Here is a 24,901-nt window from a genome sequence, read left to right on the forward strand (position 1 = left end):
AGGTATCAACAGCGGCATGGCAGCGGGATATCTGCAAGCCCTGCAAGATACCCAACGTGCAGCCTTCGCAGAAAAAGCCACCAAAGACCTCAAATACTACGATGCCAATGGCTTGCTCAAAAAAGAAGTCCACAACAATGTCCAGGGGCAGACACAGCAGAGTATCAACTACAGTAATTATGATTCTGCAGGTAACCTGCGTGCTTACAGCAGCAGCGACAATGCCGGCAACTCCGTCAATGTCAGCTTCGATCTCACACTGGGTGAAGGTTATCTGCGTACGGCGTCACAATCGACTTTTAACAATGGTCAGTGGTCCAGCTTGAACCTGTGGAATAGCCAGCAAATCAGCTATGACGTCAATGGCAAGCAGACGCAGGTCACCAATGTCGACAGGACAGGATCGACCACCGTCACTTCCATCGAGCACCAGATCACCGATGCCCACGGTCAGGTCTTGCTCAGTGAACAGGCCAACACTGCGACCAGCAACCTCATCGTCAATGGCCAGGTATTCAATAGCTGGACAGGGGCGAACCACAATAACTTTGCAGCCAATAATGGCAATGGGGCAGGGAAGGTGGATGTGTGGGTGGAGCCAACGCCTGCACCAGTCCAAGCTGCAGCAGCGCAGTCAGTGCAATCAGCACCACCAACCGCGGCTCTGTTTGCAGCACGTGCCATGTTTAATATGGTGGCGGTTGAAGATGGAAAAGAGCTTGCTGGTGCTGCCGACGCCAGTGAAATGAGTCTGGATGCTGGGGATGAAGCTGGGAATGAAAGTGCAAGTTTTAGTCCGGTGTCGTTCATGATGATGCGGGCGAGTGTCAATAGCATGGCCAGCGCAGAAAGCACAAGCAGTGAGACGTTTGGATTACCGCCAGCATTGCCATCACCCATCACATCCCAAGTGATGCAAACCTTGCTGGATGCACTATATATAAAAGATAACCAGATATTCGAAGCGGAAGCTCAATTACAGCAAATCTATGCAAACATGCCACCCAATGCCAGCACCCTGATTCCGGCATGGCTCAATTACATTAGCGGCTTGAGATCACAAGCCGCTAGTATCGTGGCGCAGATCACCCAACTGCAAAATACCACTCCGGGGACACCGACTACTCCCGGTACTACACCCACCACGCCAGGCACCACCCCGACACCTGGTGATGGAACAGACACGCCAAGCAATCCAACGACACCAACTAATCCAACAACGCCGACCACACCTGCATTACCGCAACCACCAGCTTTGCCTCCAGCAGTTGATTCTAATGACCTGGGTATGTTGCAGGCAGAGTTGAATTACCGTGTAGATTTATTGGCCAAAGCGACCACCAAGTTGCAGGAGTTGACGGCATCCAATCCAACGGCGACTTCTACGCTGACGGCGTGGCAGGGTTATATCACGAGCTTGCAAGCGCAGATCAGTAGTACCAATGCGAAGATTGCGGCAATCATAGGCACACAGACGACGCCCACCACACCGACTACGCCAACAGGACCCGTACAGAATGCACCTACGCCAGCAGAGGCACAGCAAAATAGTGATTTCAAGAAGGCTACTGCTGCAATCAACGCAACGAGCACGCAGACAACAGGGAGCAATACTAATAATTTGAATTTGGGGAATGTGACGACAGCCCAAGCAAGAACTGATGCGCTTAGTACAAATGGAAATACGGCGATAAGTAATAATGGTCAGCATTTGGGAATTGGGCAGACTGCAATGACAACAGAGCTTACACAAGAGGCCAAAGACGCACGAGAGGCTTTGAAAGCTGAATCAAAAAGTGGTCCGCAGAAATCTGTAAAATCAGCTACAAGTGGATGGGTGGGGAGGAGGTCTTATGATAGGGCTGACCCGGACGGCTGGGGTGACGCTTATTATTCAGGAGGAGGCGGAGGAGGCGGACAGTCTACGTACTATGGCATGGAAATGCGCGATCTTAGTGCTGATGGTGGCGGTGGCAGTGGCGGTGGAGGCAATGGCGATGCGACGCCGGATTTCTCTAGTTTAATTAACGGCGCTATTACTGGGATCAACTTGATGAATGCCGCAATCAAAGCGGGTGAAAATTTGCTGAATACTGCAGTGCAATTAGGAACCACTTCGGTGTCGGATATTTCTGATATTTTGAATGTTAACGCCAATGTTGCAACACCAGACACGACTACGCAACATGTTGACAATAATGGATTCACCAAGTCAGCAAATGGTCAGAACAACGATACCCAAGGTGATTCGAGTCCGCACAATTCGACGGATAGTTCTGACAGTAAAAAAGCCTATACTTATATTCAAAATGGCATTGAATATAGAGCGAACCCTGATGGTGCCGGCCTTCCGGTGACAGGACTTCAAAATAATACAAACTTTGTGGTACCTGGGACCTCTGATAAAAATGGCAACCCCATAAAGTATACATTTGACAGTGTTGGCAATGTGTTTTACCGAAACGTTGATGGAAACCTAATTACAGCACCGGACCAATCACTTCAACCCACTTTGTATAGCTTGCAATCAACAGCATTTTTGGATAATGCTTCAGAATCATTGAAAAATGCACCAGCAGCCTTTCGGGATGGATTGGTAAAGTTGGTGCATGGTGATCTGACAATCAAAGAGGTTGTGGATGCTGCTTATGAGAATAGTCCTGTTGGTATGCTAGCAGCTGCGGCTAATGGTAGATATGATCTGGTTGGAAGCCGTACTGTTGGTACGGTTGTTGGATTAGCCACAACATATGGTGTCGATTTAGCATTGACAAAAGTAACCAGCGTTGGGGTGAATGCTGTAAAAAATGTAATCAATGATGTTAAAGACGTTTTAAACTCGGTTGATGTAAGTGAAAATCCACTTACGCCGAATGTGAGGAATGACCTTAGAACTGATTTGAACACCACGCCTTATGTTGATAAAACCAGCCGCTCTAATGGAACTGCAAATTCTGTATCGGGCGCGAGTCTTAAAGAAGCGTTGGCTCAAGCAGCAGGTATCCCGCGCGACTTAAGTACAGTTTGGGGGGCAACCTTAGAAAACCTGAAAGATACTTATATAATAGATGGTGCTACTGTTGCTAATAAGCCAGCGCGCGCGAGTTCATCAGGAAATGCTCAAATATTTACTGTGGAGAGTAATAATTCAGGTGTAAAACAAGTGCAATACAGCCCAGATACTTCCAACTTACCATTAGACAGACAATCGCAACATATCGGCGAATATTATAAATTTACGTATGAGGACGGTAGTAAAGTCAAGGTTATTAATCCTGATACTTATCAACTGGGAGCGCCAGAGGCAAATGTCCAGTATTTCAATCAGCAGGGGCAACAAATTATTTATGATCCAGTAACTAGAACTTGGAGTCGGACATGAGCAAATTCGAATTGGACTGGGCGGCACCAATAATTCCAGGTAAATCAATGTTAGGACTATATTTAGGAATGACTTATGTTGATGTCTTAGATATTCTTAGATCATATGAAGTTGTAGATGACAAAAATGGGAGTTGTTTTCTAATAAAAATCAAGAATGCACCGACGCTATTAGTAGATCAAGTCAATGACGGAATTATTTTGCGAGATGCATTTAGCAAAATGTCAAATTCAACAACTTTCGACAAACTATTTGTAATCGGTTTTAGGGATGGTGTTTTGACGCATCTGATGACGTCTTTGATTTATGGGGCATCGCTTGACTATTACAACGGGGTTATTTGGGGGGAAATAGGCTTTGGTTCACGCATCGCAGATATAGGAAAGTTTTGTGAGATTGAATTTGATCCTGGGGATGAGTTGTTTTATTCAGTAGATAAAAATTTTTCTGGTTTTAGCATTGGTGGGTCAAGCAGCTCTTTGGATGAGGATCCTGAACAACGAGTTTCGTACATTCGAGTCTATGCTTCTTAACAAGGCTAGGAGAGGCCGGGGTTACCCACACATTAACTGTAGTAGTTGCGCCCCGATCTGACAGCCACCCGGTTTGAAGTGCGTAAAAGCCTGGGTCGTAAAAGCCGAGCCTGTAATAAAAGGGTGTAAGTAATTCTGGCCAATGAACCTCCTATAATGAGGAATTGCTAAAATGGCGACAAATGCAATGCGAGGGATGGGGTTACCCATTAGCCCCCGGTAGTCAAGTAGTCGAACAACGTACTCGCATCGCAACACACCGCGATAATATTTGCCACGCCACCACATGATTGTTTCAAAATGCCGTCGTGCCTTTTGCGTCAACGTGTGGTTGCGTGAATCGCAGCTTCGCCCATGTGGATCTAGCGAAACATCAAACCTGGATTTCGCCTAAGTAGCACCGCTACCCCAGAAGCATCTCAGTATCACGTTGCGTCCAAGTGATGGGCAGATCTGTGGTTACCGGATTCGGTTCCAACCACTTGTGGCTCGCATTGCAGACGACTCATTGTAAAACAATGTTTGTGATGTAAGCGAGCAGCCGCCCCACCTAGCATTGAACGCAGGTCTCGTCCAAACTCGCCCTCCCATCACAAGTAAAGAGGAGCAGCATGAAACGAGATCAAGCCAAGCGGCAGCAGTGGCAGCAGCACATCACCCAATGGCAGCAGAGTGCACTGAGCCAGCGCGCCTTTTGCCAACACGCAGGTCTCAAGTTCGCCACCTTCGACTATTGGCGGCGCGCACTCATTGCCGAGCAGGCTGTTGAGAATAAGTCAGCATCCCAAGCGCAACATCCCGGCATTGCGCTATTACCCGTGCAAGTAACATCTGCGCCTTCTGCCCCCACGGGACTGGTGTTGCGCAGCCCGCAAGGCTGGGAACTGCGCCTGTCGCCCGCGGTGTTGCGCACCTCGCTTCCATCGTATTTCTTCCCGAATTGCGATCGTGCGATTTTTGCAGGATTGAGTCTGGATTGTAAGCGTGCAGCCGCCCCACCTATAAAGAGGAAGTGAAGCCGGCTAGACTGACCCTAACTTAACAAAGCGAGGTCAGTGATGAAACCCAAACGAAGTAAAACGAGTGATCCAGACAAATTAGCGTTTTGGCGTAAGCAATGCCATGACTGGCAAGGCAGTGGTTTAAGCCAGCGTGCATTTTGCCAGCGCGAAGGTTTGGCCTATTCCAGCTTTGATTACTGGCGACGGCGCGCTGCCGCTGTAGTCGCCAGTAAAAAACCCGTTCAACCCAGGGCACTCACCCTGGTGGCTGCCGTCGCTGTACCAGATGCCCACCCCCAATCTGCGATACCGCCTGTGGCCGATATCCTCCACCTGCGCAGCCCCGGCGGCTGGCAAATCAATCTGCCTCTAGGTATCACTGAAGCAGTCATGGCATCCGTCTCCCAACTCTTGTTGCTCCTGCCATGAGCAGCACCCTCGCACCAGCCCAGGTCTTCCTGGCAGTCGAACCTGTTGACATGCGCCTGGGTGTCGACGGATTGTCTCGCTGCGTACAGCACAGCCTGGGCCTGCCTCCCTGTGATGGCAGCGCCTATGCCTTTCGTAACAAGAATGGCAACCGCATCAAACTCCTGGTCTGGGATGGCACTGGTGTCTGGCTTTGCGTACGACGCCTACACCAGGGGCGTTTTACCTGGCCACAAAGCCATGATGTTCTCTGCCATCTTAGTCAATCTGACTGGCAATGGCTGACCACCGGTGTCGACTGGCGTCGCCTGAGTACCAAGCCCCACCCGGAGTGGCGGGTGTGAAGAGATCGTGCACACCCATTTCTGCCACCAATACGCAACAAGATGCCAGTGACAACATCAGCTTACCCCTGTTGCGCACCTCGCTTCCATCGTATTTCTTCCCGAATTGCGATCGTGCGATTTTTGCAGGATTGAGTCTGGATTGCCACATTGTGGTCATACGATTTTGCTTGCCCAGCCTCACTTACATCATAACGGCAACCAAATTGCCGTCATATCGAATGCTGTGTAAAAGGGGGCATGATGCCCCCTCCCAAATGATACGATGATGTCGGCTAGCCGCTAAATCGACTCATCACCATCCGACTCCCTTTGTGCTGGATTGCGCTGTGACGCTTCTTGTAGCATGATTTTTATATCATCGCCATAAGCCTTCATCAGCATGTCCCGCACCTGATCGAGGAATTCAATAATGCTGCACACATCCTCCGGTCGAAGATGCGTGACGATCTGGTTGACCCGCATGCTCATGACGACACCCGCTGCGGTTTCACCTGTTGCTGAAGCAAGGCATCGTGCGAACGCCAGTGCGGCTGCAGCAGCGCGGCATTCACATGCGACACCGTGCAAATACGCTGATGATCGAGGCAAGTCGCAATCAGACTGGTATAACAAAGGTTGCGGCAGAGCCGCAAATTACCCTGAACCGCCCGTAGTATGACCTGCAAGGCTGCTTCATCAAAGGTATTGGCACCCAAACCCACGGCGGCCAACTCAGTGACGATGAACTTGGTCAAGTCCGCGTCATGCAGTGGCAACACCTGCCTGGAATAACTGATCCGGCTCTTGATGTCCTCGTTGCATGTCATCGACAAGCGAAACATCAACTCAGGATGGCCCAGTAACACTAGATTGTGCTTTTTAGGGAAGCGCTCAAACAATAAGCGCAATTTACGTAAAATGCCCACATCCAGCAAATGCGCCTCATCGATCACGATATACAGCGTTTTTTTGCGATTGCACATGACGGTAAGCCGCCAGTATCAATTCCTTCTCGATATCCTTCATCGCTGCATCCACCTGCAAAGACTCCGCCAATTGCTTCAAGATAGGCTGATACGTATGCATGGTCTGGCTAAAAGAGGCCACCACCGTATCACGCTCCTTACCCAACTGCTCCAGATGCTCACGAATGACAGACTTACCGACGCCGGGATGACCCACGATCACCGAGAAACCGCCATGTTGTGCATGAACCCTGATCATCTCCATGGCTTCGGCCTGCTGCGGCAACAACGCCACCTCACTGCGGTAAAACGGCTCTTTGGTTAAACCGAAGGTGGCCTTAATCATCATCACCCCCAACCGTTGCCGGTGCACGCAGGCGCGCATTGGCATATAAATCCAACACCGTCGCTTCTCCCATGCGGTGTCCATTGAAATACACCACGAAGCGGTCACAGCGCATACGGTCATAGCGTACCTGGATGGATTTGTCGCGTAAATCGACCGGACATTCATAGCGCTGCGAATGGATCGAGAATACGTTGGTCTTACTTACCTTACGCGTCTCCTCGATAAAGAACACCTCCGCAGAAAAAGCATCGTCAGTCAAAAATGTCACCCGGTTCCGGTCCAGATTGAAACGATCAATTGGCGTCATTCCTATGGCACTATGCAACTTCGAATTGTATTGGGCCCTCCACCCACTCATGCGTCAAACGATTCAATTCTTCCAGAGACGCGAAGCTGGGATGCAAAGTCAGGAAGCGATCCCGGAACCCCCGGAAGAAACGCTCAATCTTCCCCTTGGCTGCACCGTCACGAATCGGCGCATGAGAGAGATGAATATCGAGCCGCACACAAGCCTGCAGAATTTCTTTAACGGAATAATTCGCCCCATTGTTGAAATACAAACATTCTGGCTTACCGCGCTTATACAAGGCAGACCGAAAGGCCAGCACCATGTTCTCGGTATTGTCACGGTAAAAGAATTCAGCATGCGTCACCACCCCGGATGCATCGTCAATGAAGGCGATCAGGAAAGTCTTCCTCCACTGCCCATCCGCTTGTTTAATCGTCGGCCCATACAAGGTATCGGCTTGCCACAGTTGATTGGCGAATTGCATGGCAAATGACAAGCGTTGCTTTTGCACAGCCTTGTCATCAAGTAACTGGTGAGTGCGTATCATCCTATAAAACGTGGTTGGCGCCAATTGCGAGCGGGAGAGCAAACCGCGCTGCAAGAGTACCCGGTATAGAACGCTTTTGGGGATCACGCCGACCTTGTTGTGTGCCAACGTCGGCAGCACTTCATGGATTGCCTCAGCCAACTGATTCACCTGCACCTTACGATAAGCATCTTTATCGGAACGGGTTTTATTCTCCAGGGTGGCAATGCCACGACTTTTATGACGATATAGCCAGGTGCTGATGGTGCGCCAGGTGAAACGGTGCGGGTGGGCTGACAAGCCATCGATAAAGGTTTTGTCGGCGACAAACTTGATGCGCTCACGCAAGCTATTGCCGGGGGCATCGTGCACGGCATTGAGCACCCGTAGGCGTAATTCAAATGAAGGTTTAGCAGCCATGCGTTCTCCTGTTGAGTTAAAAGAGCGCAAAGCGTATCCGCGTCATCCCAAATGATCGAGAGTCAAAATCTGTTGCACTGGCAAGGAAAGAAAAATCAATGGAGCTGAATCTACAGAAGCGATGGGAATGTGGAAACGAATCCTGGTGACGGACGAGCACGCATCACAGAAATGATCGTTGTAGTTGCGACTGATAGGTCGTGCAGAGTGGTTGTCCAAAGCGCCGCAACAAGGTCTGGAATATTGACATCAATGAGGCTAGACGCGCAGGGCACGTGTACCACAAAGAACACATCGACATCCCTTAGTGGTGGTCGGTGCGGTAAGCTGCGGTAGGCACTTGCCTGCATGTGTAAGCGATGCAGCCATCGATACGCGTTGCGCGACGTGGTGGCATCTGTTGCGGCATGATAAGCATGCCAGATGGGTTTACCCTTCTATCAGGAAGCGCAACCTCACAAATCAATATCAGTGGTTCGGGCCTCATCTTTGCCGGAGGACACAGGCATAAGATGGCTGAGCGGATCGGAGAGGTTGAAAATAATGGGATTTGCCGGGGACTGGATGATGCCAACTTTGCGGAAACTCATGCTGCCGGAAACGCCGTTGTCCCGCAAATCTCGGAGTGGATTGCAAGCAAACTGATAACAGCTATCTAAACTGAATTAAATTCCTACTGACATAAGTCCACTTAAACATGGACTTATGTACACAAATGCAACGATCAAAGGTAGAATTCAAGTTAGATAATTGTGTTTATGCAAATTTCCGTCGTGAGTTTCTTATTAGTTATACTGTTATCGAACGAGATGATTTCGACTCGAAGAAGGTGATTCAGAAGCAATTCGCTAACAAAAATGGAATGATATGAAAAATGAAGATTTCCTTTGGGAAATTTACGATAACTATCGAACAGCACGCTTAAATGTGAAGTACTACAGTGCCAGACTACATAGTTATGAAAATTATAATTTTTGGTTTGAGATTTTGATTGCTATAACGGTAAGCGGTTCAGCAATTTCAGGGTTATGGTTTTTCGAAACGCCAGAAGGGAAAATTTTTTGGAAATGTATTTCTGCTTTTTCCGTTATTGCTGCTTTCCTGAAACCCTTCATTAGGTTAACTCAGAAAATAAAATTTTATGAGCAGACATTATCGGGTTATCGGGCGCTGGATTATGAACTTTACGAAATAGTTGTCCAAATAAAGAAAGACCAAGGTTGTTCTAGCATTGTACGAAAGATGTTTGACAATGCTCAAAAAAAGAAAAAGGATTTAGTAACAAACCCTCCCGAGATCAAGCAAGATAAAAAACTCATAGATAAATTTTATGATGAAGTCTTAAACGAAATTCCGAAAGAGACACTTTTTCTTCCTAAAGGATAGTTCAAATGGCAACTAATAAACCGAATCCCAATCCAATTCCGACCCCACGTCCCCCGCAACCAGGACCAAATGATGGTGGAAAGAAAGGCCACGTTGTGCCTCCCAAGCCATGGCCGAGATAAAAATCACTGTAGAAAACTTGCGATATTTCTTCGATAAGTACAATAGAAAAAGACCACTAAATGTGGTCTTTGATATTTATATAACATAACATTTGGTGAAGAATATGAAAGTCTGGAACGTATACGATATTGGCCCAATTGACATTGGTTGGCATAACCTTCCAACCGTGCAAGAAGTGGCACTCAAATTCGCAGAAGAAGATGTGATGGCAAATTGACTTTAATAACAAAGGAGATGTTCGTGAATCCATACTACAAGATTCAATTTTTTCACCAAGGAACAGACTACGACGCCCTAGTTAAATATACTGGATTTGCATTTGAAGGAAATGCCAGGGACGGAATGGTTGTAAGCGGTGCTTTTGACCCCAAGAATACCAAAGCCCCAGGCTATATTGAATTTATAAGTTTGGATACGAACGGCGAGATACTTTCACGGGTTCACTTTGAGATTACTAAGATGGAAGCGCCGGATGTGGGTGGCGCTTTACTCATGCACTGCATCTCCACTGGAGAAGAGGGAATAGTGGGAAAGATTAGTCATGTTTCGTCGCAATAAAAAACAAAGTTATATGCAAACATGTACAAAGTTTCGCGCCGCCTTACACATACAAGATTGATTTGAGCGGGTTAGCGTTGATGGGATTGGGTTACACAGCGGTTACATAGAACGCGAAAGTAAAAGATAAAACAAAAACGGTTACATGCGAAAACATGTAACCGTTTGATTTTACTACTTATTCTTGGTGGCCCGGGGCGGAATCGAACCACCGACACAAGGATTTTCAATCCTATACGATACCTGTGCATTATCCAACTTTATCCAACAAATCAACGCCTTACCATTTCTTATCCAGCTTTACGACAGCATTATACGGCTATGCTGTTGACAGTTGGTTGACAGCCTTTTTGTCTTGATAGTTGAAATGAAACAAAGGTTTTAGATTTAAGACAATACCCATAAGTTAGCCATCAGAGATGGCTGCAGGAATCTAGGAAGCTCTGAGCTACACCTTCGAATAAGGAGAACGATTTCTCGTAGGTAAGTTGATCGTCATCAAAGACTAAAGGCAGCAACTTGGTTTCGTACATGGATTTCAGCTCATCGCTTTTACTGACTTTGACCAGAGTCCTCTTGAGTACACTCACCGGGTCAGCATCGAACTCGGGATTCTGCCCTTTGAATTCATCTCTGTCGCTGATGACCAGGTCTTGAAAAATGCCACGGGCTTTGACGAGGTAGTCAGGTACTTTTTCTGCAATACGAGCAACATCGTAGATGTGCCGAACCAAGGTGTCGTCTAAGTCGCCTTTCTTCTGATGGCCATCCCATTTGTAAGCGCAGCGGCGCAACAACGAAATCACTTTTTCCGCAGTTGTCTCGGAAACAGAGATGCAGGAAATGGACAGAGGCGCGCTTGACTTTAGGCCAGCGACAGATTCGTACAAGTAGCCGAACTGACGCTCTTCAAGGGGCAACCGTGGATTGCGTTGAATGAGCTCTAGTTTGAGCTCAGGTCTCAAACTAGGAATCGACGCATATGCCGGCTCGTAACCTGCTCCGACGACGTAATATCTGTGCGCGTCGCGAATATGTGGATTCGACCCCTCATCGTACTGAAGCAGCGGAAAATCCAGTTGTTTGAGCACTTTGGAAATCTCATCGTGAAGGGCCTTCAGCCGGACTCGATCACCAAAACTCTTTTTGAGTTCGGCGGGCTCCAGTACGACTTTGATATCTACGTCTTCAGACATTCGATTGATGAGCCCGTGTGCTTTAGAAAGGCAAGTGCCACCGGAAAACACAAGTTTGATACCTGTATCGTGCCGCATGGGCTCCTTGCGCACATCTTGGTCTTTGAATAGGGCATGATGCACTTCTAGCGAACTCAATGCTTTCAATAGTTCGGTGATGTGGATATCTTTTTCTGCAGTCTGGACAGGAAGTCGTCCCAGACGCCCCTCCGCTGACAAGTCTTCAATTTCTTGGCGCTGTTTTGCTGTAATTGTTCTCATAGGCTAATTCGCGGCCTCCCACCGCTATTTTTCTGCTGATGCGACGAGACCCTGTGTTGGCCACGAAGGAGCCAGGCATCTGCGTCGTCCGGCCTGAGTTGTACTCGGCGGCAACACGGCCAGCTTGGACTCGAACCCCCATCTTTTGAAGGGCTTCCGTTGCTAGAGTCTCCAGACTGCCGGACGGGATTGTTGCACCGGTCACAGAACTCTTGCGGGTTTTGGCGTAGACACCAGTGCCAATGCGGACTAGAACACCCTTCTTCAGCAACGAGTTCAGCGCCTCAGACACTTGAGAGGCACTACCTAAATGGGCAACATCTGCCCTGAGGATGATATTGCTGCTACGAAGCTTAATGGACCGTAGCATACGTTCTTCGAGTTTCACAACGATGCTCCTTTCTTGTATATGCCCAATGTATAGCACCTCTCTTAGGTGGTCAAGAAAAATCCTTTTATTTCAACAGGTTAGATATACAATCTTTGCCGGATGGCATACAAATTTCAAGAGGAAAATCAATTCTTTCTTGCTAACTTCGAACAATCATTTTTAATAATAGGATAATTCAAAGAAAATTCAGTAAGAGCGAAATAGTAAATCAAATTCACGATCCATGGCCTCCGGCGGGTTCGCCACGTGGCAGGGGAGCAGGTAGCCCTGCGGGGCGCTACGCTATTCTTGCACCCCTACTGATAGCGCATGCCGCTGCAGTCTTATCAAGGGTTCACTTCGCCGCTACAAAAAGCAATTTTTCACCAAGCATCAGGGAAAAACTATTTCCTCGGGACGCAATGAAATATTGAGAAAGATTTAAAATTTCCTTGAGTAAGAATCCCAAGTGGTTATATATGCCCGTCACCCAATAGGCTCATTCAGTGCGCAAGAGCTTGCTGCGACGAGCGACACCACGCTGCAAAGCTGCGAACGGTTGCTGCGGCGATAGCAGCACCTCTGCAAAACACTCCTGATCGGCCAACGAAAGTCGAATAACTTCTCCATGCTCGATGGCGCGTTGAGCGGCGTCGTGAACGGCGGCAATAACGAAATCGGTCATAGTGCGCCCTTGGAGTTCAGCAGCGCGTTTGAGCATCGAATGCAGATCGGTGCTGATTCGAGCTTGGAGACGGGCGGTAGTTGTGGCTGTTGGCATGGTGTTGTCCTCATGATTCAATAATGCGGAAATATGCAGTACAGCGCAACAACCGTGCTTTGATGACCTAATTTCACATTTTTTGGAGGAAAACACACACAAAGTAGTAACCCGCTGTTCCTCCATCATAATTCAATTGGTAACTGGCCCTTAAATTCTTTGATTTCCTCGAACACAACGTATGAAAGAAGCCTCCGGCGGCGTTCGCCACGTGGCAGGGGTGCAGGTAGCCCTGCGGGGCGCTTCGCTCTTCCTGCACCCCTACCGCTAGCGTATTGCACTACAGTCTTGTCAAGGGTTCGCTTCGCCGATACAAAAACAATTTTTCACTGGCAGGTGTCGGTAGATTGGGTCAAAAGGGCATAAGGTAAGGCACGGGAATGCTTCGTTATCGGCATGAAAAATTCTTTTTGCATCGCCCTTGACAAGCCTTCCGCTGAAACGGCTAGTAATTTCTGGTCCTGGTAACATTCATCGAACATGGGAAAAGTTTTGGCGCGCCAAAACTTTTTAAGAGTCTTCGTCTGTTTTGCGTGAAGCGTCACCAGTTCCTATATCTTTTTAACTCAACTCCAAACGGGCAGAATTTCTGCAACCGGTGGCAAATTTGGCACTAATAAGAAAATTCGCCCGGATGATCTGGCTATAAATTAACGTCAAAAGCTAATTTAATCCCGTTGAGGATTGCAAAATCGCTTTAAAAAAATCAGTGTATTGTCTTTTAGGGCCGATGCGTCACCAGTTCCTATATGTGGCCTTCAAAAAGTTACCTGCCAGCCAAAATTCCATCTATTGGTTCTGCAAAAGATATTTTTTGTTTTAGGCGATTCTCTGCAATCTGACGTTGCCTATCCCTTACGACTCCACTTGCTCTTTCTATTTCGATTTTGTACTTTATTGCGACCGATTCACTGTCGCATAGAATTTCTATCGACTTCAAAAGAAACGCTTGTCGACGTTTAGCAATTAATCTGACCTTCATAAATGAACTCCTTGCTACTTCTTGAATATTGGAATGAAGTGAAGATAGATGCTATTCCTAAATGGACTTGGATTGCTAAAGAAAAGTTTTGGCGCGCCAAAACTTTTACTTCGGCTTAAAAGAAAACGCTATCTATTTGTACGGTATCGGCATTTTTAACCCCTACGAATTTTTCAGAGAACAGGGCAGCTGCCCGACACGTTCACTTCAAAAAAACAGCGCCAACACGAGAAATTTGCAGCACCAGGAGCAATTCCGTACTGGAAACTGCATTGCTTTTGGAGTGCAAAATAGCAGGAAGGAACGACAAGCCAGAATGACTATCAGTATTCTTCTCCTGGGTAAGCCCACCAATCAAAATGAGTTCACCATCAGTAACGCTTACAGAGGTTGATAGCTGGCGCTTGGTCAGCGTAGGCGAGTTATTTACACCGGTCTCCGTCTTAGCAAAATCACTTATCTGCTGTTCTATCGTCATATCAACCGAGGATTCACGGACAATCGGCGACACGTTCAATATCACACCAGAAGATCGATATTCAACTGATTGGACTGGCTGGCTCGCACCCTGGGGATAGGAAACAGCGCCAAGTGTAGGAACGTCTTGCCCGACCGTCAGATGTGCTTGAGCGCCTGATTTGACGCGTAGATGTGGCTTGGATATGGCCTTGAACCGGTTATCGCCTGCAAGCGCAGAAAATGCAGCCTCAATACTGGTGGATCTGATCAATACTGAATTCGCCAATTGGGATGTACCTGCAATAGTGACTCCAAATTTACCGCCCAGAACATTCAATGCCAGCGCAAAAGCAGATCCATCAGTGCTGCCTGTAGTGACCTCATACACGATGGCTTTAACAACCACCTCACCAGCTGGCACATCGACCTGTGGCAATACCTTCTTGAGTTTGATCAATTCCTCCGGCGTACCTTGAAACACCAACGTGTCGCTGTCCTGGTCAATAGTGGCAGCAGCAGAACCTGAAGGAGCATTATTTGCAGGAGACTTCGCACCGGCTGGAGCCTTGACAGAGCGATTAACTGTAAAGCCGCCAGTAGTAAATAAAGGAGTGAGCAGACCCACCAAGTAAGACACTTGCCGATACTGTGGGCGGTACACATAAAAATCTAAGGCCGGCTGTTTGTCTTCAAGAGGCTTTTTGACAGTCAAGTAGTCAACACCAGCCCTGGTCTCAATTTTGAAATCGAGTGAATCAAGGAAGGTAAGCCAAAATGCTCTTAAATCACCCTTGCTGGCATCGAAGCGGAAAGATACCAGGCGTTCATCTCTTAGCACAGCTGGATCGATGACATAGGCTTGCTTAAGTGCCTCCATGTAGACCAAACCGATAACCTGGGAAACACTAATAGATTGGAAATCAAATTTCACACCAGCGTCACTAACGGCAGCCTTTGATATTTCCGCCAGCTTTATACCAGGCTTGAATTTGGCATCATTGGCATGAGCAAGACTTGAACCGGCGATCAAGGCGATTGTGATAATTGACTTCATTTAGGTGCCTGTGATGGAGCTTGCACAAAAGATTTATCCACCAGGCCAGACCAACGTGTTGTGTTTTCGCCGTCAATCTCGCCAATAATAGCCGCACCGGTTCCATGGAACATCGAAGGAGATTCAATACGCACACGGCCAGTCTGATTTGTTAAAACGATCCAGCGAGTGTTTCCATTTTCCAACTGCCCGACGATTCGCCAACTTTCAGAGAACGTGTTCTTACTGCTCGATACAGTGCCATTAGATGGCTTGACAACATCTTTTGAATTTGTGGCAGATGGATTATTTGCCGGTGCAGAAGCGCCAATCTTATTCGGGCTATCAACACCAGGAGAATGAAAGAAACGCCACAAGCTGGCTGCTCCGATACAGCCAAAAATTAATACGCCTGCAGCATAAATCCATAGCGTTTTATTCGCAAAAATGTTTTGCCGTTTATCAATGGATTTTTCCATGCCCTGACCGCCAGAATAGCTCTGGTATAGCGGGAAGATATCCGCATCATATTTTTTCTGGCGGTCATCGATGCGCGTTTTGCTATTGAGTTTCCATCCCTCGTAAATCTCTACTCGATACAATTTTGAGAAACCTAATGACTTGTGCTTGTGCATTTTGAAGGCGAACTCAATGACGTTTTTTACAGATCGATGAAGACCAGTAATATCTTGTGTCATTAAGACCACATCACAAGCAACCGCAGTATCTGGATGCACGTAGTGGCGATGCATACGGAAAAATTGCATGTGCTCATGACTGAGTCTGCCGCTGTCAGTTCCCCAAAAGCGCCAGGCTTCATCAATAGCAACCAGATCACCACCTTTGACGACAGACGATAATTCTGGTTTTTCTTCGTCGGGGAAGAATTCAGGTTGCATGACACGATCATTTTCAACATAAATAATCTTGCCCAGCTTGTCGATTGATACGTCTCGCTTATTGACCAGGTATTCATGAATGAGGTCTTCACTGATGCCAGCAACATTGGTTACGACACGACGACCGTGTGCTACTGCATCCAGAATCACAGATGACACCACCTCGAAGCTTTTTCCCGAGCCTTGAAGGCCAACGTATGCATTAATGGCCATGAATTACCCTATCAGTGGAATGCGGCGAATGATGAACCGTGTAGCGTATGCCGATACCACCGTTGCAATGCCAGTGCTGGCGCTAAACAGGTCTAGGAAGTACCAAACAGATGCAGGGATGTAGGCAAGAGTGCTGGTCAAGGCTTGTGCTCGGCTTGCATTTGGGAACACTCCCCAGGCCGTGGCAACCATCATGAATTCCTTGACGATAAACATCAGCGCAAAAAAAGTCACGAATTTCACAACCACTGACCTGACTAAAAAGCCCAGGACAGTGTTTAGTGCAGATAACAAAATTCCAAAGAGTGCTGCTGGCATATCGACCTCACGCGGATAGGAGAATGAACAGGCCGACAATGACCCAGACTGACACCATGACAGCGCCGATGGTCGATCGATACTGTTCTGCAATGGTGCAATGGCTGTCCATCACAATGGATTTACCGAAGATATCGAATACGGGCTTCGGGCAAGCTGAGGCATGATTCGGTGCCTGATAGCCTTTCAACTCGGGGAATAAACTCATGATGGGTGCAAGTATTTCCCAGGCAGTAGGTGTGACTTCAAGAGCTGGTGCAACGACATTAGGATCTGCACCAAGATCAATACGTGGGGCATTAACCACATTCACGTTCGTCAACGCACCGGGGTTAGGCGTTGGATCTGACGCAGATGCTGTAACAGTAGGTGATACAGGCACAGTCGCAATACCAGGATTATTAGCCGGTGCCAACAGATCATTCAAAGTCGGTGCATTGATAGGGTTTTCCGCACGCCAGGCTGCCACATCGGCGGCTGTAACAGGTTGCGTGACGCTGTATGGCACGCCCTGATAACCTGGTTGCGCTGCAGCTCTCAGCCAAGCTTGATCGGCAATTTGAGCAATGGTGCTATCGGATAATTGCTGAGACTTAACGGCCGACGACAGATTTGGATAGGCTTCAGCTAAATTTTGATATTGCCTCGCACCCTCGATAATATTGACCTGAACAAATCCACTTGTTGAATCCCAATTACTTTGAATAGATGTACTGCTGCATGGGCCGGATACACAAGTGACGGTCATTTGCTTTATACCGACCAGTCGTGGCGTACCGTTATCAGAAAACTCAAAATGAGGCGGTTGCACCCAATCCCATTTCACGTCCTGAGCCCTGTCTTGTAAAACCTGGTGATAGACAGTTCCACTTTTCCGAAATCCATCTGGCAAATTTGCAACCAGATCCTGCAAACTAAAGAAAACTACCCAAGCCTGGCCTTGCGTGCTGTCACCCAAATTAGGATTATATTGATATGGCAATGCACCTGAAGGCAAAGATGGATATGCATAGCAATATTGCGAAGGCTGACATGATGCATCGCGATATACCTTAAGCCCAAGATCTTCCAATGCAGCATATCTATCAGGATTGCTTGTAACTACTGGTGTATAGGCCGGAGCTGGTACTCCTCCAGGAGCGTCTACGACAAGTTTTCCATTTGATAGAGATACTGTCGCATTACCTGCCACGATTGCAGCGCCAATAGCAAAGACACCTAAACTGGCTGCAACGGTAAGCCAGACTGGCGCACCTGCAATCGCGAGGCCGACACCGGCGACAGTAGACGCAACGTTAGCAGCGGTTAATGATGAACTTACACCTGCCAATGTTGCACCGATTCTAGGATCATTAGCAGCGAATCCACGCGCTATCGCAACACGAGTTAGCACACCTCCCACCGCGCGATTCACAACAAAATTTGCTGCTGGTGCAACAACAGGTAGTGCCTGCGATTGAGCCTGATGCTGATGGATCAGCATGAAAATAATCACGAATATAACGAGCAGTTTTTTTACTGCCAAAAGCATGAGAATTTTTTTCATCTTGCCACCTGGTCAAATAAAAAATACCAGCAGCCCAGAAAAGCGATGAAAGCGATTATGAGCAGTACAAACCAGTCAGATGCAAGGGAATTGATGGAGCCATTCCACCACTGATATGCCAAAACAAAAGGGAAAAGAAATGTACTTATTAATACATCTCTCCAGCGCATGCTTTCATTTTGAGATTTCATGCACAAACTTACAAAGAAGCCTGCCATCCAAAAGCAGTACGCGATGATTGATAACAAGATCCACATTTCTTTTCTCTCTTTCAGTCTTTTTTAATGCCTGAAACAACAGCCCAACCACAGACCGCGCCCCAGGCAAAAATGATTAAGTACCAGAGTTCATTGATTGTCATTTGATAGGAATTTTTGAGTTTAAAAAAAGGGGCGGCCTACCCCTTTTTCACTTGAAGCTGATTAACCGCCCTTGATCATGCGCAGGACGGTTTTAGCGCCCTTGATGGCAATGTAGACCGAGGCCAGCAAGCCACTGATTGCCAGCAGTGCTGTAATGGTGGTGCCAAAATCTACTGCAGCTGTCAGAGAAGACAAGTCAGGACCACCGGCAGCAAATGCTGAACTGGAAATAGCAATTGCACCGACCAAAGCCAAACCACGTTGAATGTGTTTATTCATATTTCACTCCAATTTAAATCCTGGGAAAGCGCCCAGGCGCATCATCAGCCCCGGCGTATCAAGCCGAGTACCTGACCGATTCCTTGAGACACGAAATAGAGACCGACAACCATACTGAACGCCATCGCCCACAGACTAGAAGCGTAGGCATAGTCAAATGGCCCCAATGCCGCATCGATATTGTTTTGTTGCGCCGGATCTAAAAGATAGGCTTGCGCCGCGATTGGCTCGTAGATCTGCTGGCCATCTTTAGGGCAAACTGCTTGCTGCATAGCCGAAGCTGAAGCAACTGGCCTACAGATAACAATCAACTGCACTGATCCGGATGCCATATGATTTATTCCGCCTCGACCAAATCAAGGGTATGTTCTACAGGTACAACAGTCACAATCTCACCTGTATTTTTGTCTTTGACCTGATAGGCTTTTCGCTGGTAACCGCCTAGAAGGCAATGGATTGCCACCTCCTCACCTCTGTCGCCAAGCTTTGATTTACTACGTATTTCAACCAATTGTGGCCTTGAGTACGCATCTGCTGCAGGTGTCATAACATGGGTGTAGCGCTTGCCTTCGTGCAAGCGAGAATTTTCTATACGACCGGCTACAAGTAAGCGCATAGCCTGTAATGTCTGAACATCTTTTTTTGATTGCGATTTTGAAATATCAATTGCTGCATCTGCCATTTTTTTCTCCTTACGCGACAAGTCGCATCATTTCCCGGCTTACGTTGTATTCCTCACGATTGCGCGCCGGTAAATAGCACAATCGCTTGTCTGATCTAATTGGGGCAAAATCCATCGGTAAAGCAGTATCGTTAGCGACAATTACAAGATCAGTGCCACGCCAGCAGACACCGGCTTCTTCAAGATGTTTTCTATGACGATAAAAACTAGCCTTGGGGTACAACGCCCTGGTGTATTCGTCACCTTCTGTCGCAAGCGTCGTCCAAAAACCGTGAAGGCGATCACCGTTCAGATCCCCGTACATCATGCGCAGGCGCTGACGAACAGCCCTTGTAGTCCTGACTTTGTCCATACCCTGTTTTCCTTCCCTAAGTAGCTTTTCCACTTCCTTGTCGTAAACACCTTGCAGATAGGCGTCGGTCACTTCACTGACCAGTGGATTTTTGCCGAAGTCGTACTGGAACTTATCAGAGTGAATCTCAACTTCACCCCTAAGCCTGTTGTCTGCCAGTCTCTGTAACGCATCTATCTTGCGCTTGACCCGTGATCTATTTTCGATGTCGCCCTTGCCGTGGATATGAGCGAACAAGTTTGTAAAAAACTGCTTCAGGCGTGACCGTTCATGCACTGCAAATTCACTGCCTTTATGGTAGAACTTGACCGTTGTCGTCTTTCCTGCGAAATAGACGGCCATGTCATATTTGGCCGCACCTTTCTTCCTACGCGGGAAATTGATTAACTGCATGCCTGCGAAGAATTCCTTGCAAGCCTCTTTAGAAAGCCGATACACAAGTGCCACGTCAACACGATGGACTGTCCACAGATTCGCAGGCGGTAAGTCAACCATAAGAAGTTCTTCCAGCAAAACAACAAAATCACTGCATACCTTCTGAAAGTCAGTCGGTCCGCCATAGACGTTATGGCCGGTGAATACCTTGTGTACCGATGCTTCTACCAAGATGTATGGTTCACAGGGCTGTAAATCTGGACGGCCAGTGCTGTCTATTTGATATTCCTCATCTTTCGGCACAACGGATATGCGGGCATCCCATGAACCGAGTAGTTCACCAGTAAAAATTTCGTATTTGACTTCGCCAGATGCCATCTCAACGCCTGAACGGAAAAAACACTGGCTTTCAATCTGCTGAATCAATTTTGAATTGAGCGAGGGAGAACGCAATTTGATGGTGTCGTATGCCACGAACTAAAGCCCTTTAAACAGTCGAACTAAAAATTACAGAAGTCCCACACGTGAGACCGTCAGGCGGTGCTACCACGCCCGCCTGACTAAAAACACCTTCGGCAGAAACCGAAGAGTCGCTGGCTTCGCCTGCTGTACGTTCCGTCCTCGCGCAATGCGCTGCGGGCGGTACGCCAGCATTCAAAGCCAGGCGCAAAGCAATTGAAGAGGCAACGCGTTTGTCAGAAATTGCGCGTAGAGCAGCTTTGATATCTTCTTTGGAAACACGTTGAAAGTTTGGATACAGGAGTTTTACCCTGATGGTGCTACCTGGCAGAAGCACTAACCATCGCGCCTTTTGTTCTCTGGCAATAACAATCATGGCCAGAAAATCCCCTTGCGTTCCATAGGAGAGGATTCCAGATCTGCAATGAAGTTGCCAAGTGAACTTGCGACCTCTCATTTAAATGCCCGGTTCAGACATTGCTGATGAAGAAGTGCAACATTGATAAGAGAGTATTTCCCGATAGGTACGACAGGGAGATAGCCACGATCACACCAACCAGTCACGACTCCAACAGGGATACCGATCATGTCCGCGAATTTTTCACGGCTCATTAGCGTGCCGGTGATTGGCAGTGGTACGTTTGATAACTGGTCAAATTTTGGAATATCGCCCATGTAATCGCCATTATTGGTGTAATTAAAACTGTAAAGTGTGTAATGCACACTTTATGTTGTGGAGATTATCACTATCAATATTTTTGGTCAATCATTTAGAGTGCATTACACAATCATTAAGTACAATTACCCAACAAGTTTTCGTAAAGGGGTCGTGAAAATGGAAAATGTAGATAAAACGCTATCGGATCGACTAAGGTTGTTGATCGATGCAAAAGCAGATAAACGCGGGAAATTTGCGCATCTTGAAAATCTCACAAGCATCTCTTCTGAGAATTGGAAAAGCTTCTACTACAACCGTCAAAGACCCAATGTAGATATGATCGAGGCCCTAGCAAAGCTCTGGCCAGAAACCGCTTTTTGGCTCGCAACTGGAATCACTGATGCCGAAAATGGACACATAGACCCAACGGATTACAAAGTGAAGGATATGCAAGTAAACGGATTGGATACTGGTGAAATGGCGGAGCGACACTTTGCTCGGCGCGAGAAAAGAAGGTTGTCTGTAAATATATTCAGGTACAAGATCAAAGAACTGGAATTGCAGAAACAGCAAGGGAATTTGGATGGAGAGAAAGCTGATGCGCTGCAAATTGAACTGCACGATTACTACTTTAATATTTTAAAAAGCGAACGCTCAAAAGAGTTGAATGACCTAACACTGGCGAAACTTAATGAAAAAATAGTAGCCAAGGAATTGGTAAGTGATGAACTGTTAAACCCATTTGATTACAAGATACTTGTAAGAGAAATGGCGAAAAGGAAATCCAGCGATGATGCCTATAAAAATTATGAGTTGCCCAAGCTTCCAGAAATTGATTTAGATAGTGATATACCTTTTTAACGATGAGCATAAAAAAAACTGATTCGGGTTGGCTGGTTGATAGTCAACCAGCTGGACGTGGCGGAAAACGATTTCGAAAAAGTTTCAAAACGCAGGCTGAAGCAAAAGCATATGAAGCCTGGCTGAAAACAAAGGTCACTGAAAGTGCAGATTGGCAGCCAGCAAAGCGCGACATTAGAACTCTTTCAAGTCTTGTTGATATTTGGTACGAGCATCACGGCACAGGACTTCGAGCTGGTAAAAACACGTACAGTCGCTTGAAGCATTTATGCGTGGCTCTTGGTGATCCTCTCGCAGATAAATTTACTCCAGAAATATTTGCGACTTACCGACGTAAGCGCATGGATGATGGCATTTCTCAAAATAATTTGAATCGCGAACATTCTTACTTGAGGTCTGTTTTCAACGAGCTATCGCGCCTTGGTTACTGGAAAGCGGACAATCCGCTGGCAAATATCCGTCAATTCAAAATACAAGAAAAGGAATTGACTTATCTGACCAATGAACAAATACAGCGCTTGCTAATTGAATTGGAGGCTGGCCGGAATACGGATACTGTTGTGATTACGAAGATTTGTCTTTCTACAGGCTCACGCTGGAGTGAGGCCGAGGAAATGCGAGTCACGCAAATTCATAAAGGTATGGTGCAGTTCGCCTTAACAAAATCTGGGAAAAATAGGGCAGTGCCTATTGATGATGATTTACATAACGAATTATTGAGCATCGCCAGGTCGAGTTTAACTGGTCGCTTATTCAAAAGTTCGTCTGCAGCTTTTAGAAGTGCAATTGGAAGATGTGGTATTCAATTGCCAGAAGGTCAGCTAACTCATGTGTTGCGCCACACATTCGCTAGTCACTTCATGATGAATGGCGGGAATATTTTGACACTGCAAAGAATTTTAGGACATAGCAGTTTGGCTATGACTATGAAGTATGCGCACCTGGCACCGGATCATTTGCAGGAAGCTATTAAGCTGAATCCATTGTCACGCTTAAAAACGCCGTTGACACTTGGTTGACAGGCTTAGAAATGACAAAGGGCTTACATTTCTGTAAGCCCTTGTTTTTACTACTAATTCTTGGTGGCCCGGGGCGGAATCGAACCACCGACACAAGGATTTTCAATCCTCTGCTCTACCGACTGAGCTACCAGGCCAAGACCAAGAATCATAGACATGTTGGAGGCTGTTTGCAAGCTTTTTCTGAAAAAAGCTTTGCTTCCCTCTATGGCGGGGCTTTGATCTGGCGCATCAGGCAGGTGGGTGGGCTTCCCGTATAATGGGGCATTATCTGGTTTTTGATGGGGGACGGATGTCTGCTCAGGTGCGGGATTGTGATATTTGTATCGTCGGTAACGGGGCGGTAGGCAAGGCGGCGGCTTTGGGTTTTGTCCAGGCGGGTTTGCGTGTTACTTTGTTATGTGCGCCGGGCTCCGGTGCACCTGCAGTTGCGACAATCGTGCCTTCGGCTGAATGGGATGTGCGGGTGTATGCGCTGAATCATGTGGCGCATGATTTGCTGTCTTCGCTCAAGGTCTGGGATGCACTCGACCAGGCGCGGGTGGCACCTGTGTCGGCCATGCAGGTGCAGGGTGGCGGCGGTGTTGATGCGGGCAAGCTGGGCTTTGATGCTTATGGCGCGCATGTGAATGAGCTGGCCTGGATAGTGGAAGACAAGAACCTTAATCAGGCGCTGGATACGGCTTTGCGCTTTGCGCAAAACCTGACGCTGGTGCAAGGGCGGGCGCAGGCTTTGGTAGTAAAGCCTGATGCTGCGCAAGTGGTGCTGGACGATGGCAGCAGCATACATGCGTCGCTGGTCATCGGTGCGGATGGTGCGCAGTCCTGGGTGCGTGGTGCTTGCGATATAGGTCTGGATTACCGTTCGTATAATCAGCTGGGTGTGGTGAGCAATTTTGAATGCACCAAACCGCATCATGGTGTTGCTCATCAATGGTTCGTGCAAGAGCAGGGCATTATTGCCTTGCTGCCTTTGCCAGGCAATCGTGTATCTCTGGTATGGTCGGCGCCGGATGTGCTGGCCGAGACTTTATTGCGTGAACCCTTGTCAGCATTGGTGGAGCGCTTGATGCCCTACTGTGGCGAGGTGCTGGGTGAGTTGCAGCCAGTGCTGCCGGAGGCGATCAAGGCTTTCCCCTTGCGTCTGATGCGCCCACATAGCATGGTTGCTCCACGCGTTGCGCTGGTAGGCGATGCGGCACATGCAGTGCATCCACTGGCGGGGCATGGTATGAACCTGGGTTTTGCGGACGTGGTCGATTTGTTGAAAGTGATTAAAGCAAAAGAGCCGCACCGCGATTGTGGTGATGCTCGTTTGCTGGGCCGTTACCAGCGTGCGCGTAAGGAAGAAGTCATGCTGATGCTGGCGACCACAGATGGTCTGGCGCGTCTGTTTGCCTCTGATTTGACACCTTTGCGTACAATACGGGATCTGGGTTTGAACTTGCTGGATAGATTACCTGTCATAAAGAACAAATTAATTGCTCACGCCATGGGGAAATAGTACCT

At 47.6% G+C, this 24,901-nt stretch carries 28 protein-coding genes and 2 tRNA genes; 10 read left to right on the forward strand and 20 right to left on the reverse strand.

The features are described from left to right. The first annotated feature begins 16 nt into the window (after positions 1 to 16). The 5 genes from ACO0LF_RS29560 to tnpB all read left to right on the forward strand — a co-directional run bounded on the left by ACO0LF_RS29560 (position 17) and on the right by tnpB (position 5,689). Positions 17 to 3,382, forward strand: a complete 3,366-nt coding sequence (locus ACO0LF_RS29560) for a hypothetical protein (RefSeq protein ID WP_423020702.1) — start codon at positions 17 to 19, stop codon at positions 3,380 to 3,382. Continuing rightward, positions 3,379 to 3,915 (forward strand): hypothetical protein, encoded by a 537-nt coding sequence (locus ACO0LF_RS29565; RefSeq protein WP_423020704.1) that lies wholly within the window; start codon positions 3,379 to 3,381, stop codon positions 3,913 to 3,915. Before ACO0LF_RS29560 ends, ACO0LF_RS29565 begins: the two co-directional genes overlap by 4 nt. A 611-nt stretch (positions 3,916 to 4,526) precedes the next feature. Beyond that, on the forward strand, positions 4,527 to 4,931 hold the full coding sequence (gene tnpA, locus ACO0LF_RS29570; RefSeq protein WP_423020706.1) for an IS66 family insertion sequence element accessory protein TnpA: 405 nt from the start codon (positions 4,527 to 4,529) through the stop codon (positions 4,929 to 4,931). 42 nt (positions 4,932 to 4,973) lie between these two features. After that, complete coding sequence (tnpA, locus tag ACO0LF_RS29575; protein ID WP_423020708.1) at positions 4,974 to 5,345, forward strand: IS66 family insertion sequence element accessory protein TnpA; 372 nt, start codon at positions 4,974 to 4,976, stop codon at positions 5,343 to 5,345. Beyond that, complete coding sequence (gene tnpB, locus ACO0LF_RS29580; protein WP_423020710.1) at positions 5,342 to 5,689, forward strand: IS66 family insertion sequence element accessory protein TnpB; 348 nt, start codon at positions 5,342 to 5,344, stop codon at positions 5,687 to 5,689. The genes tnpA (ACO0LF_RS29575) and tnpB overlap by 4 nt, the downstream gene beginning before the upstream one ends. A gap of 282 nt (positions 5,690 to 5,971) precedes the next feature. Here tnpB and ACO0LF_RS29585 read toward each other — a convergent pair whose 3' ends face one another. From ACO0LF_RS29585 to ACO0LF_RS29605, 5 genes are read right to left on the reverse strand one after another with little or no spacing between them, the layout of a single operon-like run. Continuing rightward, entirely contained in the window at positions 5,972 to 6,160 is a 189-nt protein-coding gene (locus ACO0LF_RS29585) for a hypothetical protein (protein WP_423020712.1), read from the reverse strand. Continuing rightward, positions 6,157 to 6,654 (reverse strand): hypothetical protein, encoded by a 498-nt coding sequence (locus tag ACO0LF_RS29590; RefSeq protein WP_423020714.1) that lies wholly within the window; start codon positions 6,652 to 6,654, stop codon positions 6,157 to 6,159. Before ACO0LF_RS29590 ends, ACO0LF_RS29585 begins: the two co-directional genes overlap by 4 nt. Then, positions 6,614 to 7,027: an AAA family ATPase gene (locus ACO0LF_RS29595; protein WP_423020716.1), complete on the reverse strand. Its 414-nt coding sequence runs from the start codon at positions 7,025 to 7,027 to the stop codon at positions 6,614 to 6,616. Before ACO0LF_RS29595 ends, ACO0LF_RS29590 begins: the two co-directional genes overlap by 41 nt. Next, positions 6,975 to 7,292 (reverse strand): Mu transposase C-terminal domain-containing protein, encoded by a 318-nt coding sequence (locus tag ACO0LF_RS29600; protein ID WP_423020718.1) that lies wholly within the window; start codon positions 7,290 to 7,292, stop codon positions 6,975 to 6,977. The genes ACO0LF_RS29595 and ACO0LF_RS29600 overlap by 53 nt, the downstream gene beginning before the upstream one ends. Before the next feature lie 10 nt (positions 7,293 to 7,302). After that, positions 7,303 to 8,220 (reverse strand): hypothetical protein, encoded by a 918-nt coding sequence (locus tag ACO0LF_RS29605; RefSeq protein ID WP_423020720.1) that lies wholly within the window; start codon positions 8,218 to 8,220, stop codon positions 7,303 to 7,305. Positions 8,221 to 9,087: 867 nt separating this feature from the next. Here ACO0LF_RS29605 and ACO0LF_RS29610 point away from each other — a divergent pair. Then, positions 9,088 to 9,606, forward strand: coding sequence for a hypothetical protein (locus ACO0LF_RS29610; RefSeq protein WP_423020722.1), 519 nt, complete (start codon positions 9,088 to 9,090; stop codon positions 9,604 to 9,606). A gap of 363 nt (positions 9,607 to 9,969) precedes the next feature. Then, positions 9,970 to 10,287, forward strand: a complete 318-nt coding sequence (locus ACO0LF_RS29615) for a hypothetical protein (protein WP_423020724.1) — start codon at positions 9,970 to 9,972, stop codon at positions 10,285 to 10,287. Positions 10,288 to 10,472: 185 nt separating this feature from the next. Here the strand turns inward: ACO0LF_RS29615 and ACO0LF_RS29620 are convergent. From ACO0LF_RS29620 to ACO0LF_RS29685, 14 genes are all read right to left on the reverse strand, one after another. Beyond that, positions 10,473 to 10,539: transfer RNA gene (locus ACO0LF_RS29620), tRNA-Phe, on the reverse strand. Positions 10,540 to 10,700: 161 nt separating this feature from the next. Beyond that, positions 10,701 to 11,744, reverse strand: coding sequence for a nucleotidyl transferase AbiEii/AbiGii toxin family protein (locus tag ACO0LF_RS29625; RefSeq protein ID WP_423020726.1), 1,044 nt, complete (start codon positions 11,742 to 11,744; stop codon positions 10,701 to 10,703). After that, the gene (locus ACO0LF_RS29630) at positions 11,707 to 12,132 is read right to left on the reverse strand and encodes a DUF6088 family protein (RefSeq protein ID WP_423020728.1); all 426 of its coding nucleotides are present in this window, start codon (positions 12,130 to 12,132) and stop codon (positions 11,707 to 11,709) included. Before ACO0LF_RS29630 ends, ACO0LF_RS29625 begins: the two co-directional genes overlap by 38 nt. A gap of 481 nt (positions 12,133 to 12,613) precedes the next feature. Next, a complete protein-coding gene (locus tag ACO0LF_RS29635) occupies positions 12,614 to 12,895 on the reverse strand; it encodes a DUF1778 domain-containing protein (protein WP_423020730.1) in 282 nt (93 codons plus the stop codon). 1,184 nt (positions 12,896 to 14,079) lie between these two features. Further along, on the reverse strand, positions 14,080 to 15,390 hold the full coding sequence (locus ACO0LF_RS29640) for a type II secretion system protein GspD (protein ID WP_423020732.1): 1,311 nt from the start codon (positions 15,388 to 15,390) through the stop codon (positions 14,080 to 14,082). Further along, positions 15,387 to 16,481: a zonular occludens toxin domain-containing protein gene (locus tag ACO0LF_RS29645; protein ID WP_423020734.1), complete on the reverse strand. Its 1,095-nt coding sequence runs from the start codon at positions 16,479 to 16,481 to the stop codon at positions 15,387 to 15,389. Before ACO0LF_RS29645 ends, ACO0LF_RS29640 begins: the two co-directional genes overlap by 4 nt. A gap of 3 nt (positions 16,482 to 16,484) precedes the next feature. Next, the gene (locus ACO0LF_RS29650) at positions 16,485 to 16,799 is read right to left on the reverse strand and encodes a DUF2523 family protein (RefSeq protein ID WP_423020736.1); all 315 of its coding nucleotides are present in this window, start codon (positions 16,797 to 16,799) and stop codon (positions 16,485 to 16,487) included. Between the two features lie 7 nt (positions 16,800 to 16,806). Then, a complete protein-coding gene (locus tag ACO0LF_RS29655; protein ID WP_423020738.1) occupies positions 16,807 to 18,345 on the reverse strand; it encodes a hypothetical protein in 1,539 nt (512 codons plus the stop codon). A 422-nt stretch (positions 18,346 to 18,767) separates the two neighbouring features. Beyond that, a complete protein-coding gene (locus ACO0LF_RS29660) occupies positions 18,768 to 18,986 on the reverse strand; it encodes a hypothetical protein (protein ID WP_422990258.1) in 219 nt (72 codons plus the stop codon). A 44-nt stretch (positions 18,987 to 19,030) separates the two neighbouring features. After that, entirely contained in the window at positions 19,031 to 19,318 is a 288-nt protein-coding gene (locus ACO0LF_RS29665) for a hypothetical protein (protein ID WP_423020740.1), read from the reverse strand. A gap of 5 nt (positions 19,319 to 19,323) precedes the next feature. Next, positions 19,324 to 19,668: a single-stranded DNA-binding protein gene (locus ACO0LF_RS29670; protein ID WP_423020742.1), complete on the reverse strand. Its 345-nt coding sequence runs from the start codon at positions 19,666 to 19,668 to the stop codon at positions 19,324 to 19,326. 10 nt (positions 19,669 to 19,678) lie between these two features. Further along, positions 19,679 to 20,869, reverse strand: coding sequence for a phage/plasmid replication protein, II/X family (locus ACO0LF_RS29675; protein ID WP_423020744.1), 1,191 nt, complete (start codon positions 20,867 to 20,869; stop codon positions 19,679 to 19,681). Positions 20,870 to 20,882: 13 nt separating this feature from the next. Further along, positions 20,883 to 21,230: a hypothetical protein gene (locus ACO0LF_RS29680; protein WP_423020746.1), complete on the reverse strand. Its 348-nt coding sequence runs from the start codon at positions 21,228 to 21,230 to the stop codon at positions 20,883 to 20,885. A 77-nt stretch (positions 21,231 to 21,307) separates the two neighbouring features. Next, positions 21,308 to 21,529: a hypothetical protein gene (locus ACO0LF_RS29685; RefSeq protein WP_423020748.1), complete on the reverse strand. Its 222-nt coding sequence runs from the start codon at positions 21,527 to 21,529 to the stop codon at positions 21,308 to 21,310. Between the two features lie 160 nt (positions 21,530 to 21,689). On the opposite strand from ACO0LF_RS29685, the gene ACO0LF_RS29690 reads away from it, so the two are divergent. Further along, the gene (locus ACO0LF_RS29690) at positions 21,690 to 22,373 is read left to right on the forward strand and encodes a hypothetical protein (protein ID WP_423020750.1); all 684 of its coding nucleotides are present in this window, start codon (positions 21,690 to 21,692) and stop codon (positions 22,371 to 22,373) included. 2 nt (positions 22,374 to 22,375) lie between these two features. After that, the gene (locus tag ACO0LF_RS29695; protein WP_423020752.1) at positions 22,376 to 23,392 is read left to right on the forward strand and encodes a phage integrase; all 1,017 of its coding nucleotides are present in this window, start codon (positions 22,376 to 22,378) and stop codon (positions 23,390 to 23,392) included. A gap of 61 nt (positions 23,393 to 23,453) precedes the next feature. On the opposite strand, the gene ACO0LF_RS29700 is transcribed toward ACO0LF_RS29695, so the two are convergent. Next, a tRNA-Phe gene (locus ACO0LF_RS29700) sits at positions 23,454 to 23,529 on the reverse strand. Between the two features lie 155 nt (positions 23,530 to 23,684). Between ACO0LF_RS29700 and ACO0LF_RS29705 the strand changes: the two genes are divergently transcribed. After that, positions 23,685 to 24,896: a UbiH/UbiF family hydroxylase gene (locus ACO0LF_RS29705; RefSeq protein WP_423020754.1), complete on the forward strand. Its 1,212-nt coding sequence runs from the start codon at positions 23,685 to 23,687 to the stop codon at positions 24,894 to 24,896. Positions 24,897 to 24,901: the final 5 nt, after the last annotated feature.

Source organism: Undibacterium sp. Di27W, from assembly GCF_049340345.1.
GTDB lineage: Bacteria > Pseudomonadota > Gammaproteobacteria > Burkholderiales > Burkholderiaceae_D > Undibacterium.

Coding starts and splice junctions, on each gene's coding strand:
- ACO0LF_RS29610 (WP_423020722.1), top strand. CDS start 9,088: ATGAAAAATGAAGATTTCCTTTGGGAAATTTACGATAACTATCGAACA.
- ACO0LF_RS29665 (WP_423020740.1), bottom strand. CDS start 19,318: ATGGCATCCGGATCAGTGCAGTTGATTGTTATCTGTAGGCCAGTTGCT.
- ACO0LF_RS29685 (WP_423020748.1), bottom strand. CDS start 21,529: ATGGGCGATATTCCAAAATTTGACCAGTTATCAAACGTACCACTGCCA.
- ACO0LF_RS29635 (WP_423020730.1), bottom strand. CDS start 12,895: ATGCCAACAGCCACAACTACCGCCCGTCTCCAAGCTCGAATCAGCACC.
- ACO0LF_RS29705 (WP_423020754.1), top strand. CDS start 23,685: ATGTCTGCTCAGGTGCGGGATTGTGATATTTGTATCGTCGGTAACGGG.
- ACO0LF_RS29640 (WP_423020732.1), bottom strand. CDS start 15,390: ATGAAGTCAATTATCACAATCGCCTTGATCGCCGGTTCAAGTCTTGCT.
- ACO0LF_RS29560 (WP_423020702.1), top strand. CDS start 17: ATGGCAGCGGGATATCTGCAAGCCCTGCAAGATACCCAACGTGCAGCC.
- ACO0LF_RS29695 (WP_423020752.1), top strand. CDS start 22,376: ATGAGCATAAAAAAAACTGATTCGGGTTGGCTGGTTGATAGTCAACCA.
- ACO0LF_RS29670 (WP_423020742.1), bottom strand. CDS start 19,668: ATGGCAGATGCAGCAATTGATATTTCAAAATCGCAATCAAAAAAAGAT.
- ACO0LF_RS29660 (WP_422990258.1), bottom strand. CDS start 18,986: ATGAATAAACACATTCAACGTGGTTTGGCTTTGGTCGGTGCAATTGCT.
- ACO0LF_RS29595 (WP_423020716.1), bottom strand. CDS start 7,027: ATGCCAATGCGCGCCTGCGTGCACCGGCAACGGTTGGGGGTGATGATG.
- tnpB (WP_423020710.1), top strand. CDS start 5,342: ATGAGCAGCACCCTCGCACCAGCCCAGGTCTTCCTGGCAGTCGAACCT.
- ACO0LF_RS29690 (WP_423020750.1), top strand. CDS start 21,690: ATGGAAAATGTAGATAAAACGCTATCGGATCGACTAAGGTTGTTGATC.
- ACO0LF_RS29645 (WP_423020734.1), bottom strand. CDS start 16,481: ATGGCCATTAATGCATACGTTGGCCTTCAAGGCTCGGGAAAAAGCTTC.
- ACO0LF_RS29600 (WP_423020718.1), bottom strand. CDS start 7,292: ATGACGCCAATTGATCGTTTCAATCTGGACCGGAACCGGGTGACATTT.
- ACO0LF_RS29655 (WP_423020738.1), bottom strand. CDS start 18,345: ATGAAAAAAATTCTCATGCTTTTGGCAGTAAAAAAACTGCTCGTTATA.
- ACO0LF_RS29605 (WP_423020720.1), bottom strand. CDS start 8,220: ATGGCTGCTAAACCTTCATTTGAATTACGCCTACGGGTGCTCAATGCC.
- tnpA (WP_423020706.1), top strand. CDS start 4,527: ATGAAACGAGATCAAGCCAAGCGGCAGCAGTGGCAGCAGCACATCACC.
- ACO0LF_RS29585 (WP_423020712.1), bottom strand. CDS start 6,160: ATGAGCATGCGGGTCAACCAGATCGTCACGCATCTTCGACCGGAGGAT.
- ACO0LF_RS29625 (WP_423020726.1), bottom strand. CDS start 11,744: ATGAGAACAATTACAGCAAAACAGCGCCAAGAAATTGAAGACTTGTCA.
- ACO0LF_RS29590 (WP_423020714.1), bottom strand. CDS start 6,654: ATGTGCAATCGCAAAAAAACGCTGTATATCGTGATCGATGAGGCGCAT.
- tnpA (WP_423020708.1), top strand. CDS start 4,974: ATGAAACCCAAACGAAGTAAAACGAGTGATCCAGACAAATTAGCGTTT.
- ACO0LF_RS29680 (WP_423020746.1), bottom strand. CDS start 21,230: ATGATTGTTATTGCCAGAGAACAAAAGGCGCGATGGTTAGTGCTTCTG.
- ACO0LF_RS29565 (WP_423020704.1), top strand. CDS start 3,379: ATGAGCAAATTCGAATTGGACTGGGCGGCACCAATAATTCCAGGTAAA.
- ACO0LF_RS29650 (WP_423020736.1), bottom strand. CDS start 16,799: ATGCCAGCAGCACTCTTTGGAATTTTGTTATCTGCACTAAACACTGTC.